Raw genomic sequence first — 15,482 nt, 5'->3', positions numbered from 1 at the left:
CACACAGAGGCAAAATATTTGTGCTGAATATCCATCACATCACAAATCAAACCGAAGATTTGAACAAAACATTATCAGGCATCAAAGCAATTTGCCACATTTTGATTACAAAAACACATAATATCCTCAATACCAACAAGCAATATAGTGCAATACACTGAATGCTTTTTTCGTTGCAGTCCGATCTATCACAAAACCCAACATTAAGAGAAAAATCCGCCATAAAAGCTATATGTGCATAATTTAGTGTGTAGAAATCATAAAAATGGTTAAATATTCAGCACAAGACGCTTGAGCAAATAACATCAAACACCCCTACCGATAACAAAAAACAAACAACAGACGCTTTGAGCATAAAAAAAGCGCCTTTCGGCGCTTTCTCGGAAAATGCTCAATCTGAAATAATTACTTATCTTCACTATCTAAATTAATATTCGGCGGTACTTCATGTGTACCCTGATCCTTTTTATCGACCAAACTGTCATTATTTGTCAGCGCATCATCAAACAGACCATCATGGTTAATATCTTCAAGCATCTGTTTAATACGACGATTAGACATGCGTTTGTGCTTCATGTAACCCTCCACTGTTAACCCGTTAGCGTAACGTTTTTTAACAATCTGTTTTTGAACAACCTGTGCCAGAGCACCCAATAAGCATGGCACAAGTTACCGGGTTATGCGCAGTTGAGCTCCCTATAGGCCCGAGCTTTAATAACTCAGAGGCATATAAAACCAGCCCAATAGATTAAGTTATTACATGACTTTTTTTGCTAGGTTGATACGTATCCATAACAAGACAACAACGCTAACATCACCTTACTGGCGCAATTATTAAATGATGATAATTGTGCCGGCATTCCGTTCCGTTATTGTTTGAGAGTAATCCATGAGACCAGCAGGTTGTATTTCTCGCCCCAGTCCTTCTCGTCACCGTCCTAGCTATGTTCCGGCAGCGCCGCACAAAACTAAAGACGGACACAAATAAGCCTTGTGCTTAATACCTAGCCCCTCTCAGGAGGGGCTATTTTATGGCCGATATTCCGTTAATACGTTGTTATTTATCGGTGATTATGAAATGATTTTCCGGTTCACGGAATGAACAGCTCCCCCTCATCGGGCAACACCACAACGGAATGAGAATACCGCCATGCCAACGACTCCTGCTGATGACATCTATACCATTTCAGAATTAGCCACCGAGTTTGCAATCACACTTCGCAGCATCCGTTTTTATGAAAACCAAGGGCTGCTCACCCCCCAACGGCGAGGAACACAACGCATATTCTCGCGCCAAGATAGGGCGAGGCTGAAGCTCATCCTCAGGGGAAAGCGGCTTGGATTTAGCCTTACTGATATCAACGAACTTTTTACTCTCTATGACACAAGGCACAACTCAGTGCAGAACCTACAAGCAATGCTAAATACCATTCACAACCGTCAAGTAAAACTTCAACAGCAACAAGCAGATATCAATATACTAATGATGGAACTCAATGCAGCAGAGCGGCGCTGTATTAAGCAGCTCCAGCAACAAACTGAAACCGAACAAGCAACCTAAGGCTATACAATAAAAAAACCGGCTGGCTTACAATGCCAACCGGTTGGTTTTGTGTATAAAAGGGCGAACTCAATGAAGTGGGATTCTCGCAATCCAAACAGAATGGGTCGATGCCAAATCAGCATCCTGCTCAGCCAAACGCAGCAAGTAAGCTAAGCGATGATGCCCCTCCAGCAAGTTATAAGGTGCCTTCATCACCTTCCCCTGCATCACATCAATATCACGCTCGTAATGCAATACGATTGGCGCTACCGGCCATGTGCCATGCTTCTGCATATCCTGCACCAGCCAACTCCGCTGGAACAACGCATTACTCATACGCGAAGAAAGCTTATCGACGACCTCCTGATGTGGCGTCTTGATCAGTGACTGAATTTTCTCAGTCTCCCACTGCTCCAGCTCGAATCGCATTGACTGAAAATCCAGCCACCCCCAATTGCACAGTACCCCTTTCCAGTGCCGGTACACCCATTGCTCTAGGACATCATCTGGAAAATTAGGCAATGCTACATTTGCCTTTTGTCGCCACTGGTCCCATGACTCACAGTGACGCCCACCGAATCCTTCGGGCTCTAGTTCATAGAGTAGTCGATCGCTTCTGATCATAGTCATACTCCTTCTCTGCACGCGACAACCAAAAAATTATTCTGTACTGCTCTCCCATCAGCACGAGAGCTTAATGACAAAACTATATAACCATTCACTAATAACGGTTATTTATCCTTACACTTTTCAACCTAACACAGAGGAAAAGGAAAAAATACCTGAATATTCAAGAAAGATTATTCAGGCATGGGGAGAGAGGATGATTTTTTACAAACAGATACCGGCCAAATTGCGATTTGGCCGGTATCCGAAAGGAGGAGAAATTACTGTTTGTTCCAGCGGTCCGCTGCAGATGTATCGGTCTCGCGAGCATCAACCCAGCGTGACGCTTCTGGTGTTTGCTCTTTCTTCCAAAATGGTGCGCGGGTCTTGAGGTAGTCCATGATGAACTCGCAGGCTTGAAAAGCCGCGCCACGGTGGGCACTGGTAACACCAACAAAAACGATTTGATCGCCCAATCCAAGATCACCGACCCGGTGAATTACTCGGACTTTGAGCAACGGCCAACGTTCACGAGCCTGCTCGACGATCTCAGCCAAAGACTTTTCGGTCATACCAGGATAATGCTCAAGCGAGAGCCCGGTTACACTGTCGCCCTGATTAAAATCGCGTACCTTACCAATGAAGGTCACTACCGCACCGGCATCGGCACCTTCGGCCAAGCGTGCGTATTCATCCGCAACCGAAAAATCGTCAAACTGTACAGAAATCATGATTACCCCCCTGTTACTGGCGGGAAAAAGGCAACTTCATCACCGTCTGTCAGTGGGCTTTCCAATGAACAAATTGTCTGGTTCACAGCAACAAGCAATTTGCCTGATTCAAGAGCCAACTGCCACTTGTCACCCTTTTCGGCCAAATGGGCACGTAGGGCCTCGGCGGTCGCAAACTCAGCGTCGATCTCGATGCGGTCAACGCCCACCAGCTCTTTTACCTGGGCAAAGAAAAGTACGTTAATCATGCTTCCACCTTAAAATGACCTGATTTACCACCCGTTTTCTCAAGCAAGCGAACTTGCTCGATCACCATGTCTTTCTGAACGGCCTTACACATATCGTAGATGGTCAGTGCAGCAACGGAAGCAGCTGTGAGCGCTTCCATTTCTACGCCTGTTTTCCCTGCCAGCTTACAGCAAGATTCGATACGTACTTTGTTTTCTGCCTCGATAGCTTCAAGCTGCACTTCGACTTTCGACAACAGCAATGGGTGACAAAGCGGGATCAGATCCCACGTTTTCTTTGCAGCTTGAATACCGGCAATACGGGCAGTGGCAAATACATCGCCCTTGTGATGTTGACCCGACAGGATCAACGCCAATGTTTCAGGAGCCATACTGACATAAGCCTCAGCACGAGCTTCACGAACAGTCTCTACTTTCGCAGACACGTCAACCATGTTTGCTTCGCCAGAAGCATTGATATGCGTAAATTGATTCATCCGTCTCTTCCAAGAAGGTAAATAGAAAATATGTGTGTCCGGCAGGTGGGAATGGATCAGCCGCCAATTGATGCCAGATGCGGCGTCATACCTGTATTGCCCTGCTCAAGGAAATGGCTCACGGCTTTTTCCTGCAGGCCACCCTGTATGCGGGCAATCAAGTCTTCGCGCTGTTCATCCTGCTGTAGCAAGTCACGAAGATCGACACCATGGTCACCAAACAGGCACAAGTGCAACTTGCCCATGGCTGAAACACGCAAGCGGTTACAACTTTTACAGAAGTCTTTCTCGTATGGCATGATCAGGCCAATTTCACCCTGGTAATCTGGGTGGCAGAAAACTTGCGCAGGACCATCATTGTTGGCCTTGATTTTCAATACCCAGCCATTGGCAATCAAGTGATTGCGGATGCTTACGCCTGACACATGGTGGTTGGCGAACAAGCTGTCCATCTCCCCCGTTTGCATCAATTCGATAAAACGGAGCTGGATCGGACGATGCTTGATCCACTCAAGGAACTGAGGAAGTTGCTGGGAATTAAGATCTTTGAGCAGAACGGTATTGACCTTGACCTGCTCATAGCCGGCCTCAAATGCGGCATCAATCCCGGCCATCACCTGACCAAACATATTCTCACCCGTGATCTGATGAAACAGGCGAGGATCCAGACTGTCGACACTGACATTGATGTGGGTCAGACCCGCCTCACGCCAGCCCGCAACCTGCTTGGCCATACGGTAGCCATTGGTGGTCATCGCCACCTTGCTGATGCCCGGCTGCTCGGCCACAGTTCGGACAATATCGGTGAAGTCGCGACGAAGAGTCGGCTCGCCGCCGGTAATGCGTACCTTGCTGGTACCACACTCTGCAAAGGCCGCTGTAACGCGGTGGATCTCATCCAGAGACATAAAAGCAGGACGCTTTTTCTCTTCCGGATGGTAGCCGTTAGGTAGGCAATATGTGCATTTAAAATTGCAAACGTCAGTTACTGACAAACGCAAGTAATAGAACTTACGATGAAAATTATCTTCAAATTGTTTCGCCACGGAACACCTTTCCAAGTACGGGAGGCCGATGCATTTCTTTACCGACCCTGGTGACATCTGTCACTGGCCAGGCTCACGTATCCCCAACGTAGAGGTCCCTCCTTGAGAGCCTCCGTCAAGCACTTAGTGCGCCAAGCTCGGAGTTATGGCAATTGCGCAGGCAGGAATAAACCAAAATCTGCACAATAGCGTAATCATTATAAAAGTATCAGAAGATCGTGCCGTCGGCCTGTTTATTTCCCTCTTGCCGAGGACAGCAGCAGCCCCTCAGCCGCTCATATCTTCATGGAATATTTTTTCGTGCTGCATTCTACCTTTCAGGGTATTTAACGACAATACTACTAAGGAGGATACGGGGAATTTTTCTTACTAAAAGTGAGGATATTATGTCCAATATTATCGAATCAGCCACTGTTGAAGATGTTGCGCTCTATCTTCAGCGGGAAGAAGGGCTTGATGCCCGGCAAGCACAAGAGCAGGCAAAAACTGTCATTAACGGTTTCATCGACATGCAGGAAAAAGGGCTAATCAAGGGGTGGTACTTCGATGAGCAAAGCCACCTTGAGCTGCTTCCCAGTGATACGGCTCTGAAAATTATTGCCAACCAAAAATGATTCGCAAATTGCATCGGCAGTTGCGGAGAATTTTGCAAATAACAAAAACACTAGGGGTAACATCGCCCAATAAGCGGTATGACAAATAGGCATCACATTTGCAGTGTCTGGTATACCATACTAACAATAACCGGAGCTGGCCATGAAACAGTGCATACCGCTACTATTCCAAAAGCGTCATATTCTACCCGGTGGCCGGATACCTCTTCGTATCGCGCATGGCCCGCAAATGCATGCTTTCAAAACCGCTATTCGCAACGGCGGTACTTTTGGCGTGTGCATGTTTGACAATGATGATCATGGAAACCATTTTTACCAGATAGGCACCCGGGTAACCGTCGAAGATTTTGACGCCTCCCCCACTGACGGCAGCTTGATTGTTACTGTCGCAGGACATGAATCATTCCGCATCGATAACCTCAACGAAGACGAGAATGGTTTGCTCACGGCAGAATATGAAGCCATTCAGCCTTGGCCTGAAACTAAAGTAAATTGTGACCAACAGATTTTAGCTGAAAAACTCAAATTGATGTTCAAAAAGCATCCCGAGCTTAACGGCATGCACCACCATAAACAATTCGACAACTTAAGCTGGTTATGTCAACGCTGGCTCGAGCTGCTCCCTCTTCCGGCCAGCGAAAAACAACTTCTACTCAGTGCGCCCAACTGCATGGATACCTACGACTACCTCATGAGTATTATGCACAAGCCCCATTGACCCCATTGCCGCAAGCGACGTCACAATTGATGCTTGCGGCGGTTTATCAAGTGAAGGCTCTCGCACAAAGACAATCCCGCATCCCCTAATACAACGCTTTGCCTTATTGCGCACTGTATTCCACACCCACAAGCAGGTAAACTGCCACTAATTTCTAATAATATTGTTTACTTCTGCTATGCCTACATTTACAGAAAATTTGTCATCGGAGACAAAAATTGTCGCCATAGGCGGAGGACATGGCCTCGGCCGAATCCTCTCTGCATTGTCTGACTATGGCGAAAATGTCACCGGCATAGTAACGACAACCGACAACGGCGGCTCTACAGGACGTATTCGTGCCTGCCAAGGCGGTATTGCTTGGGGTGACACTCGCAACTGCATCAATCAGCTGGTCACCGAACCCTCTGTGGGCTCGATGATCTTCGAATACCGCTTTGAAGGGACAGGCGAACTGTCGGGCCACAACTTGGGCAACCTAATGCTCAAAGCGTTGGACAATCTATCCATTCGCCCGCTTGATGCGATTCACATGATCCGTGACATGCTCAAGGTCAAAACACATATTGTGCCAATGTCTGAGCATCCGGCCGATCTGGCCGCCGAAACGCAACAGGGCGAAATCATCAACGGCGAAACCAGTGTTGATGAACTGGATAGTATCCCACGTCGCTTACTGGTAGAGCCTACCGTGCCCGCCACTGAAGAGGCAATTTCTGCTATCGAGCTAGCCGATATCATCCTGCTTGGCCCTGGCAGTTTCCTTACCAGTGTCATGCCACCCCTGCTGCTCAAAGATATTGCTCATGCGCTAAATATCACCCGCGCAAAAATTGTCTTTATCACAAATTTGGATAAAGAACCGGGACCCGCTGGAATGATGAGCCTAACTGACATGCTCAATTGGTGTGAGCGTTCAATGGAAGGAAGAAAAATCGACTGGGTACTCGCGGACAAACCACTGACGGAGCTTGAGACAAATTACAACATTCATGTTGCTGAACTCGCATCAAGCCACCATCAATGGCGGCACGACCGAAACAAATTAAAGCAAGCAGTTGAGCGGATTATCATGACTGGCTAACCGACGATATTCAATCGCCATTCCTTCGACCATCTGTCTGAACTCCGGCAGATGGTCTGCCATCCAAGTATCCTGCCCCTGCTTAACACGAGATTCGCATTCTTGGGCCATACGGGCCAGTTCATCAGCCCCAAAACTGGCAGCACTACTTTTTATCGCATGGCTGATCTCTCTTACATCCAGCAGAGTAGGATCGTCTGATAATTTACTGAAATACTGCTCAAGTTCATCGCTGAAGACCGTAAGCAGTAGCTGTAATGTATCTTCACCAACTTCTTCAGCCATGCGCTGAATTGTTTGTGCATTAATTGTCGTCGCCATGCAGTTTCTCCTACCTCTAGCCTTGCGTATCCTGCCAAATTTGTAATTTTCTGTATATCGTCGAAGGGCTGACTTCTAAAAGTCCAGCAGCGCGAGGAATATTACCATCACAGGCATCTATCGCGGCTTGGATCGTTCGCTTCTCAACCAGCCATAAAGGCTCCACTTGAGACTTGTCGAACGCCGCCGTCGTTTCTTGCCCTATATCTGTGGGAATAGAAGTCACCTGCGCCGCAGGATTTGATGAGTAGGATGCAAATTTAACGCCATCATTATTAATTGGCGGAGGAACCATAGACAGGGTCACTTCTTCACCGTCATTCAACACGACGATATTACGAATGACATTTTGCAGCTCCCGCACATTACCCTGCCAATGGTAATGATTGAACAACTGGATGACCTCAGGGGAAAAGCGGCTAAAATTCTTACCTTCTTCCAATGACATCAAGGCAAGTAAGGCATGAGCAATCTCAATAACATCATCACCACGCTCTCGAAGTGGTGGTAAATTGATAGGAATCACATGCAACCGATAATACAAGTCCTCACGAAAGCGCCCCTCCTGGACTTCCTGCCACGGATTACGGTTGGTCGCACAGACAAATCGCACATCAACAGTATTCGTCTTCGATGAACCAACTTTCTGATAGGTTCCTGTTTGGATGAAACGTAGCAATTTGCTTTGCAAATCCAAATCCATTTCACACAATTCATCCAAAAACAGAGTGCCGTTATGCGCGAGTTCAACAGCCCCCTGTCGCTCTGTCGATGCACCGGTAAAGGCCCCTTTCATATGGCCGAACAATTCACTTTCGATTAATTCTTTGGGGATAGCAGCACAATTCAATGCGACAAATGGCTTGTCATTTCGCGGACTGGCAGCGTGAACGGCTTCAGCACACACCTCTTTACCGGTACCGCTCTCTCCGGTTATAAACACCGTTGCCTTACTCGTAGCGGCAGATTCGATGACTCGATACACAGCCTGCATTGGTAGGCTATTGCCGATGAAGCCCTGATATTGTGCCCCAGCTTGTTTCGACGATGATTCACCATCTTGCAGAAGCTTCTCTTGCTTGAGTGCTTTGTTAACCGTCACCCTCAGTCGATCAGCCTCACAGGGCTTGATCAAAAAATCCTGCGCGCCATAACGCATCGCTTCAACGGCAACGTCTATCGAACCATGCGCGGTCATAATGACTACGGGGACATCGCCATAATCACGTTTAACAGATTCCAGTACTTCCATACCCGTCATATCGGGTAACCTGAGATCCAGCAAAATCAGATCCGGCAACGTTTGCTCGACAAATGCCAACGCTTCTGCACCGGTCCCGACAATAGTAACCGTAACACCCAATGGATTCAGATATGATTTATATAAGGCCGCGACTGATGCAGTGTCTTCTACCATCAACACCTGACGCTGTTTAGCAGTGCGTTCCATTGCCCCTCCCAATCTGGATACCTTGTATACCCAAACAACCTAAACACATTGAATTCAAAATGAAGCAGCTTGAATATAGTAATTGTAATCTAAAGAAATTCGCTGGTTTTACTAATTTGCAACTTTAGTGCTCTTTGCTTTCCAATATGAATCGCATAATGATTCGCAAAATGCAAATATGTAGTTATTGATTTGCTGGCCTGCACAAAAAAAGCGGGATAAACCCGCTAAAAAAGTACAATTAAAGATTTAAAACAAAGTTGGCACACTACCTGCTTTAATTAAAGTGACTCTTCCTTAGAGTCAACCTAGCCAACTGACGTTGTTTGTGGATTTTTTTCACTAAAACAATGAAGCCAACCGAATGACTTTATCGGTTGGCTTTTTTTTAACTAGCTATTGGCAATAAATTGCTCTCTAAGAGAAAGAATTTTGTCTCGCAGTTCGGCGGCCTGCTCAAACTCTAAGTTCTGAGCCGCGTCATACATTTCTTTCTCCAACCGCTGGATCTCATTTTCCAACTGTTGTGGTGTCATTACGGTGTAGCTAGCTTTTTGCTCTGCGACTTTATGCAACTTAGCAGCCCGGTTGGTCTTGCCTGGGGCCCCAAGCTCCATGATATCGGCGATCTTGGTCTCTAATGCTTTAGGAACGATCCCATTTTTTTCATTGTGGGCAATTTGCTTATCGCGACGACGATTCGTTTCATTAATCGCCCTCTCCATCGAACCCGTTATTCTGTCGCCATATAAAATCGCCTTACCTGACAAATGCCTCGCAGCACGACCAATCGTCTGGATCAGTGAACGCTCGGAACGTAAAAAGCCCTCCTTGTCAGCATCAAGAATCGCAACCAGCGACACTTCTGGCATATCCAAGCCCTCACGCAGCAAGTTGATCCCAACCAAGACATCGAACTCGCCCAATCGTAAATCGCGAATAATTTCGACCCGTTCAACCGTATCAACATCCGAGTGCAAGTAGCGAACTTTTACCCCGTGCTCAGACAGATACTCAGTCAGATCTTCAGCCATCCGCTTAGTCAGCGTAGTAACCAGCACCCGCTCGTTTTTGGCTTCGCGAATCCGAATTTCAGAAAGCAGATCATCGACCTGTGTCGCCACTGGGCGCACTTCAATCTGCGGATCCAGCAAGCCGGTCGGGCGAACCACCTGTTCGGCAATATCACCGCCAGACTTTTCTATCTCGTAACTACCCGGCGTCGCCGAAATATAAATAGTCTGGGGAGCCAGTGCCTCGAATTCCTCAAATTTCAACGGTCGGTTATCCAATGCCGACGGCAAGCGGAAGCCATACTCGACCAAGTTTTCCTTACGGGAACGGTCGCCGCGATACATAGCGCCAATTTGAGAAACAGTGACATGTGACTCATCAATCAATAACAAGCCATCGGCTGGCAAGTAATCAAACAGGGTCGGTGGCGGCTCACCCTCCGCACGCCCACTGAGGTAACGTGAGTAGTTTTCGATCCCCGAGCAAAAGCCAAGCTCGTTCATCATTTCGATATCGTACTGAGTCCGCTGGCTGATCCGTTGCTCCTCAACCAACTTATTATTATCAAGAAACTGCTGCTTGCGATCGACCAGTTCCTCTTTTATGCCCTCAATAGCCTCAAGGACGCGTTCACGAGGTGTCACATAATGGGTCTTCGGATAAATGGTACAGCGGGGCAAATCCCGCTTTATCACCGCACCGGTCAGCGGGTCAAAGCTGCTGATACAGTCCACTTCATCATCAAACAGCTCAATACGGATAGCATCTTTTTCTGATTCCGCCGGGAAAATATCAATCACCTCTCCCCGAACCCGGAACGTACCACGCTCAAAAGCAATATCATTGCGGGTGTATTGCAACTCCGCCAAGCGCCGTAGGATATCCCGCTGATCCAGCATATCGCCGCGACGTACATGGAGCATCATTTTGAGGTAGGAATCAGGGTCACCCAAACCATAAATAGCAGAAACAGATGCCACAATAACGACATCACGCCGTTCTAGCAGCGCTTTGGTTGCCGATAAACGCATCTGCTCAATATGGGCATTGACCGAAGAGTCCTTTTCAATAAAGGTATCTGTCGTTGGCACATAGGCTTCCGGCTGATAGTAGTCATAATAAGAAACAAAATATTCTACGGCATTCTCCGGAAAGAATTCCTTCATTTCACCATATAACTGAGCCGCCAATGTCTTGTTCGGCGCTAAGATCAAAGTCGGACGTCCCGCCTCGGCTATCACATTGGCCACCGTAAAGGTCTTACCGGTCCCCGTTGCACCAAGTAAAGTCTGATGGGCCAAACCCGAATCCAGCCCATCAAGCAACTGAGCAATGGCTGTCGGCTGGTCGCCTGAGGGAGAATACCGAGACGCAAGTTTAAAGGGTTTGATATTGACAATATCCATGCTGATACCGTACTGGATTTATGATCAGGGTTGTCTACATTTTGCAGTGCCGTCGCGCGATGTCAACTATTCACTCGACAAAGTAATCATGCGTCATCAGTTGACCACATTTTAAACTAAGCGTATCATCTGCGCCCACAGCACTTCCCATCGACGCCATCTTCCTCGTAGCATTTGTTGAAAAAACATCCCTCACAGCCATATACGTCCATATTTTGCCCACAAGTTATTCAAGTTTTGATTTAAATCAACTCACAGAATAATGTGCTAGAATTTGTCACTATTCGCCGCCAAGCGCTGTCCTCTCCCTCGACGAAACAATTTCTTTGATGGTAACAACAACAAAGGTTTATCAAAACCACCGCATCGACCAAAAATCACCCAAAGCGATAATTTCTCAAACGAGTTCGATCTTTTCCATATAGCCATCAACATAGTTATCCACAGTTTTCGTGGATAACTCGTCTAAAGCCTTGTCTTCTTTGGCCTCAAAAAAATCAAGCGATATTTTCCTACTTATTCGCTTCCCCATGACCACTTGCTTATCATTTGAACTCAAACGCCACAAGTGAGTGTTTTTCGCCCATAACGGCAATCTGAAAACATTTGCTCTCGAAATGCCACACATTGAACTGCAAATACGGGCTTATTACTTAACCTAATTCTCTCGCCCAGCCAGCAAACAAGCCATAAAGATTGAATACAAATCAATTAGCTAGGAGACCAAAAGGCCAGCAACAGCTAAAAACCCTGCTCAATGGGTGTTGTTATAGATCTGACAAAGGAAGATAATATAAAGATCTTTAGCAATTAGTAATCAGCGGTATGACAGAGTACCTACTCCTTCTCGTCGGTACAGTGTTGGTAAACAACTTTGTACTGGTAAAATTCCTAGGTTTATGTCCATTCATGGGTGTTTCCAAAAAATTGGAAACCGCGATCGGCATGGGCCTAGCGACAACCTTCGTCCTGACTCTCGCGTCGGTATGTTCTTATATGGTGGAAACCTACATCCTGCTTCCACTGGATATCCAATACCTGCGAACCATGAGTTTCATCCTCGTAATCGCTGTCGTCGTACAGTTCACCGAAATGGTCGTGCACAAAACCAGCCCTACCCTATACCGGCTACTGGGGATCTTCTTACCCCTGATCACCACAAACTGTGCCGTTCTCGGGGTTGCGCTGCTTAATGTTAATGAACACCATAATTTCATTGAATCTGTTATCTATGGTTTCGGAGCAGCGGCGGGATTTTCTCTTGTCCTAATCTTATTTGCATCGATGCGCGAACGAATCGCAGCTGCCGATGTACCTGCACCATTTAAGGGGGCTTCAATCGCCATGATAACAGCAGGCCTAATGTCACTGGCATTTATGGGCTTCACTGGCTTGGTGAAACTGTAATATGAGCGCAATACTAATAGCTGTAATAGCAATCGCAGCCCTCGCGGCAGTCTTCGGGCTCATCCTTGGCTTTGCATCCATTCGTTTCAAGGTCGAAGCGGATCCTATCGTCGATCAAATTGACGCCATCTTGCCGCAAACACAATGTGGCCAATGTGGCTACCCGGGCTGCCGTCCGTATGCCGAAGCCATTGCCAATGGTGATAAAATAAACAAATGTCCACCAGGTGGTCAGCAGACTATTGAAAAGCTCGCCGACCTGATGGGTGTGGATGCCGAAGACTCGGCCCATGACGCAGATAAAAGCATTAAGAAAGTCGCTTTCATCCACGAAGATATGTGCATTGGTTGTACTAAGTGTATTCAGGCCTGTCCTGTCGATGCCATTGTCGGTGGTACCAAAGCCCTTCACACAGTCATCAAAGATGAGTGTACCGGTTGTGATCTCTGCGTTGCCCCTTGCCCAACTGACTGTATCGAGATGATCCCGGTAGAGACCTCTCCGGAGAATTGGAAATGGGATCTTAACCAAATTCCTGTTGTGAATATTCCTGCTGACAATAACCAAACTGCGGTGAAGTAACATGCTGTCAATTATCGAACAAATTAAACAAGGTCAGCTTTGGGACTTCCACGGTGGGGTTCACCCGCCTGAAAATAAGCACATATCCAACCAAGAACCTATCCGTCTGGCCGGTATTCCAGATGAATTGGTTCTGCCGCTCAAGCAGCATATTGGTACCAAAGGTGAAATATTGGTGAGCGTCGGCGACCACGTCCTGAAAGGTCAGCCTCTGACCCACAGCGACATGAGCATGTGCCTACCGATCCATGCGCCAACATCAGGTACAGTCTCTGCTATCGAGCAGCGTACTACCGCCCATCCGTCAGGCTTGAGCGATCTCTGCATCGTGATAAAACCTGATGGCAAAGAGACGTGGGGTTCACAGCATAAGATACCGAACTATACCGACATCGAACCCGCCGAGCTGATCAATACTATTCGTCTAAACGGTATTGCCGGTCTGGGTGGCGCGGGTTTCCCTACCGGTCGTAAGCTCCAAGGTAGCCTAGGTCTGACCGATATTCTGATCATCAACGCCGCCGAGTGTGAACCTTACATCACCGCCGATGATCGCCTGATGCAAGACTATGCGGCCGAAGTTATCGAAGGCACGCGGATCCTGCGCCATATTGTCAGCCCAAAACTAACAATTATTGGTATCGAGGATAACAAACCAGAAGCGGCACGGGCCCTTGAGCAATGTGTCACCCCTGAAGACAACATCATTATCCGCGTGATCCCGACCAAATACCCATCGGGCAGCTCCAAGCAATTGGTTAAAATCCTAACCGGGCGCGAAGTGCCGAGCCAAGCACGCTCATCTGCCGTTGGTGTTGTTGTTCAAAACGTGGGTACCGCCTATGCCATCAAGCGTGCGATTATCGATGGCGAGCCATTGATCGAACGTGTCGTCACTCTTACCGGCGAGGCGTTCAAGCAGCGCGGTAACCTATTTACCCTGCTTGGTACTCCGATATCCTATCTGCTGGATAAGTTCGGCTATTGCCCCGATAAAAAATACCCAAGAGTTATCGTTGGCGGCTCCTTGATGGGCTTCACCCTGCCCCATGCCAATGTGCCTATCACCAAGATGACCAACTGTATCTTGGCCCCCAAACGCCGAGAGTTGCCAGTACATACTCACGAAATGGCCTGTATTCGCTGTAGCGCCTGTGCCGATGCTTGCCCATCATCACTTTTGCCCCAGCAACTGCAATGGTATGCCAAAGATCAGGACTACGATAAGTGCGAAGAGTACAACCTGTTCGATTGTATCGAATGTGGTGCCTGTGCCTATGTTTGCCCAAGTGAAATTCCACTGGTCAACTATTACCGCCAAGCCAAGGCCGAGATCTATTCACGCCGCCAAGATGCAGCCAATGCCGACCGCGCCAAACAGCGCTTCGAAGCTAAACAAGCCCGCTTCGAACGGGACAAGGCCGCTCGTGAAAACCGCTTCAAGAAAGCCGCGGAAGATCGCCGCCAAGAAATGGCCGCAACAGGCGGTGATGATGCAGTAGCCGCCGCCATCGCCCGAGTAAAAGCCAAACAAGCCGCAGCGGCCAATGAGACACCGGCCCAAAAGCCAGCCGTTGCTGCAGCCATTGCCAGAGCCAAGGCCAAACAGGCAGAGGCTGCAAAAGCAGGCTCACTAGACAGCGCGACGCCGGACAACAGCGAAATGGCGAAGTTGCGCGAAGAGCGCAAGCGCTTGGCCCGTGAACGCAAGGCCGCAAAATCTACCGATGAGGTGAGCTCGACATCAGACGCCGCAACAGATGCGAAAAAAGATGCTGTCGCCGCTGCAATTGCCCGTGCCAAGGCACGCAAGGCGGAGCAGCAAGCCGAGTCACCAGCAACGGAATCTGAAAGCGATCCGAAGAAAGCCGCTGTCGCCGCTGCGGTTGCCCGAGCCAAGGCTCGCAAGGCGGAGCAGCAAGCACAGAATGCTGAATCGGTGGCACAGCCTACCGACACGGCAAGTGCCGACGAACCGGTTGACCCGAAAAAAGCGGCCGTCGCTGCTGCGGTTGCCCGTGCCAAGGCTCGCAAGGCGGAGCAGCAAGCACAGAATGCTGAATCGGTGGCACAGCCTACCGACACGGCAAGTGCTGAGGAACCGGTTGACCCGAAAAAAGCAGCCGTCGCCGCTGCGATTGCCCGAGCTAAAGCACGCAAGGTGGAGCAGCAAGCACAGAATGCTGAATCGGTGGCACAGCCTACCGACACGGCAAGTGCCGACGAACCGGTTGA

At 48.2% G+C, this 15,482-nt stretch carries 16 protein-coding genes and 1 riboswitch; of the genes, 7 read left to right on the top strand and 9 right to left on the bottom strand.

Going from position 1 to position 15,482, the window contains the following annotated elements:
- Positions 1-405: 405 nt before the first annotated feature.
- Positions 406-576, bottom strand: a complete 171-nt coding sequence (locus ABT56_RS23960; protein WP_157037853.1) for a hypothetical protein — start codon at positions 574-576, stop codon at positions 406-408.
- Positions 577-1,150: 574 nt separating this feature from the next.
- On the opposite strand from ABT56_RS23960, the gene ABT56_RS13380 reads away from it, so the two are divergent.
- The gene (locus tag ABT56_RS13380) at positions 1,151-1,561 is read left to right on the top strand and encodes a MerR family transcriptional regulator (protein WP_047879393.1); all 411 of its coding nucleotides are present in this window, start codon (positions 1,151-1,153) and stop codon (positions 1,559-1,561) included.
- 69 nt (positions 1,562-1,630) lie between these two features.
- On the opposite strand, the gene ABT56_RS13375 is transcribed toward ABT56_RS13380, so the two are convergent.
- The 5 genes from ABT56_RS13375 to moaA all read right to left on the bottom strand — a co-directional run bounded on the left by ABT56_RS13375 (position 1,631) and on the right by moaA (position 4,650).
- Entirely contained in the window at positions 1,631-2,167 is a 537-nt protein-coding gene (locus ABT56_RS13375; RefSeq protein ID WP_053062490.1) for a hypothetical protein, read from the bottom strand.
- A 263-nt stretch (positions 2,168-2,430) separates the two neighbouring features.
- The gene (gene moaE / locus ABT56_RS13370) at positions 2,431-2,880 is read right to left on the bottom strand and encodes a molybdopterin synthase catalytic subunit MoaE (RefSeq protein WP_047879392.1); all 450 of its coding nucleotides are present in this window, start codon (positions 2,878-2,880) and stop codon (positions 2,431-2,433) included.
- A 2-nt stretch (positions 2,881-2,882) separates the two neighbouring features.
- A complete protein-coding gene (gene moaD / locus ABT56_RS13365) occupies positions 2,883-3,128 on the bottom strand; it encodes a molybdopterin synthase sulfur carrier subunit (RefSeq protein ID WP_047879391.1) in 246 nt (81 codons plus the stop codon).
- Positions 3,125-3,604 (bottom strand): cyclic pyranopterin monophosphate synthase MoaC, encoded by a 480-nt coding sequence (gene moaC / locus ABT56_RS13360; protein ID WP_047879390.1) that lies wholly within the window; start codon positions 3,602-3,604, stop codon positions 3,125-3,127. The genes moaD and moaC overlap by 4 nt, the downstream gene beginning before the upstream one ends.
- A gap of 56 nt (positions 3,605-3,660) precedes the next feature.
- Entirely contained in the window at positions 3,661-4,650 is a 990-nt protein-coding gene (moaA, locus tag ABT56_RS13355; RefSeq protein ID WP_047879389.1) for a GTP 3',8-cyclase MoaA, read from the bottom strand.
- Positions 4,639-4,805, bottom strand: a riboswitch (molybdenum cofactor riboswitch). (Overlaps the previous gene by 12 nt.)
- A gap of 231 nt (positions 4,806-5,036) precedes the next feature.
- On the opposite strand from moaA, the gene ABT56_RS13350 reads away from it, so the two are divergent.
- The 3 genes from ABT56_RS13350 (at position 5,037) to yvcK (ending at position 7,066) form a co-directional block, all read left to right on the top strand.
- Positions 5,037-5,264, top strand: coding sequence for a hypothetical protein (locus ABT56_RS13350; RefSeq protein ID WP_047879388.1), 228 nt, complete (start codon positions 5,037-5,039; stop codon positions 5,262-5,264).
- Positions 5,265-5,406: 142 nt separating this feature from the next.
- A complete protein-coding gene (locus tag ABT56_RS13345) occupies positions 5,407-5,982 on the top strand; it encodes an LON peptidase substrate-binding domain-containing protein (RefSeq protein ID WP_047879387.1) in 576 nt (191 codons plus the stop codon).
- A gap of 178 nt (positions 5,983-6,160) precedes the next feature.
- Positions 6,161-7,066: a uridine diphosphate-N-acetylglucosamine-binding protein YvcK gene (yvcK, locus tag ABT56_RS13340; protein WP_047879386.1), complete on the top strand. Its 906-nt coding sequence runs from the start codon at positions 6,161-6,163 to the stop codon at positions 7,064-7,066.
- On the opposite strand, the gene ABT56_RS13335 is transcribed toward yvcK, so the two are convergent.
- The 3 genes from ABT56_RS13335 to uvrB form a co-directional block, all read right to left on the bottom strand.
- Positions 7,028-7,387: an Hpt domain-containing protein gene (locus ABT56_RS13335; protein WP_047879385.1), complete on the bottom strand. Its 360-nt coding sequence runs from the start codon at positions 7,385-7,387 to the stop codon at positions 7,028-7,030. The two genes, yvcK and ABT56_RS13335, sit on opposite strands and share 39 nt — an antisense overlap.
- A 16-nt stretch (positions 7,388-7,403) precedes the next feature.
- Complete coding sequence (gene luxO / locus ABT56_RS13330) at positions 7,404-8,837, bottom strand: quorum-sensing sigma-54 dependent transcriptional regulator LuxO (protein WP_047879384.1); 1,434 nt, start codon at positions 8,835-8,837, stop codon at positions 7,404-7,406.
- Positions 8,838-9,229: 392 nt separating this feature from the next.
- A complete protein-coding gene (uvrB, locus tag ABT56_RS13325; RefSeq protein WP_047879383.1) occupies positions 9,230-11,257 on the bottom strand; it encodes an excinuclease ABC subunit UvrB in 2,028 nt (675 codons plus the stop codon).
- Positions 11,258-12,082: 825 nt separating this feature from the next.
- Between uvrB and rsxA the strand changes: the two genes are divergently transcribed.
- The 3 genes from rsxA to rsxC form a co-directional block, all read left to right on the top strand.
- Positions 12,083-12,664 carry an electron transport complex subunit RsxA gene (gene rsxA / locus ABT56_RS13320; protein WP_047879382.1) on the top strand — a complete coding sequence of 194 codons (582 nt, stop codon included), beginning with the start codon at positions 12,083-12,085 and terminating at the stop codon, positions 12,662-12,664.
- A 1-nt stretch (position 12,665) separates the two neighbouring features.
- The gene (gene rsxB / locus ABT56_RS13315; RefSeq protein ID WP_047879381.1) at positions 12,666-13,247 is read left to right on the top strand and encodes an electron transport complex subunit RsxB; all 582 of its coding nucleotides are present in this window, start codon (positions 12,666-12,668) and stop codon (positions 13,245-13,247) included.
- A 1-nt stretch (position 13,248) separates the two neighbouring features.
- On the top strand, positions 13,249-15,482 hold a 2,234-nt coding region (gene rsxC, locus ABT56_RS13310; RefSeq protein ID WP_047879380.1), incomplete at its 3' end, for an electron transport complex subunit RsxC.

This window comes from Photobacterium aquae (assembly GCF_001029445.1).
GTDB classification, from domain to species: Bacteria; Pseudomonadota; Gammaproteobacteria; order Enterobacterales; family Vibrionaceae; genus Photobacterium; species Photobacterium aquae.
Note: the sequence above shows the minus strand (reverse complement) of the source record. Positions and strands in the feature narration are given on the sequence as shown.

Excerpts from the sequence above, each read along its gene's own strand:
- ABT56_RS23960 (WP_157037853.1), bottom strand. The coding sequence starts at position 576 with ATGAAGCACAAACGCATGTCTAATCGTCGTATTAAACAGATGCTTGAA.
- ABT56_RS13380 (WP_047879393.1), top strand. The coding sequence starts at position 1,151 with ATGCCAACGACTCCTGCTGATGACATCTATACCATTTCAGAATTAGCC.
- ABT56_RS13375 (WP_053062490.1), bottom strand. The coding sequence starts at position 2,167 with ATGATCAGAAGCGATCGACTACTCTATGAACTAGAGCCCGAAGGATTC.
- moaE (WP_047879392.1), bottom strand. The coding sequence starts at position 2,880 with ATGATTTCTGTACAGTTTGACGATTTTTCGGTTGCGGATGAATACGCA.
- moaD (WP_047879391.1), bottom strand. The coding sequence starts at position 3,128 with ATGATTAACGTACTTTTCTTTGCCCAGGTAAAAGAGCTGGTGGGCGTT.
- moaC (WP_047879390.1), bottom strand. The coding sequence starts at position 3,604 with ATGAATCAATTTACGCATATCAATGCTTCTGGCGAAGCAAACATGGTT.
- ABT56_RS13350 (WP_047879388.1), top strand. The coding sequence starts at position 5,037 with ATGTCCAATATTATCGAATCAGCCACTGTTGAAGATGTTGCGCTCTAT.
- ABT56_RS13345 (WP_047879387.1), top strand. The coding sequence starts at position 5,407 with ATGAAACAGTGCATACCGCTACTATTCCAAAAGCGTCATATTCTACCC.
- yvcK (WP_047879386.1), top strand. The coding sequence starts at position 6,161 with ATGCCTACATTTACAGAAAATTTGTCATCGGAGACAAAAATTGTCGCC.
- ABT56_RS13335 (WP_047879385.1), bottom strand. The coding sequence starts at position 7,387 with ATGGCGACGACAATTAATGCACAAACAATTCAGCGCATGGCTGAAGAA.
- luxO (WP_047879384.1), bottom strand. The coding sequence starts at position 8,837 with ATGGAACGCACTGCTAAACAGCGTCAGGTGTTGATGGTAGAAGACACT.
- uvrB (WP_047879383.1), bottom strand. The coding sequence starts at position 11,257 with ATGGATATTGTCAATATCAAACCCTTTAAACTTGCGTCTCGGTATTCT.
- rsxA (WP_047879382.1), top strand. The coding sequence starts at position 12,083 with ATGACAGAGTACCTACTCCTTCTCGTCGGTACAGTGTTGGTAAACAAC.
- rsxB (WP_047879381.1), top strand. The coding sequence starts at position 12,666 with ATGAGCGCAATACTAATAGCTGTAATAGCAATCGCAGCCCTCGCGGCA.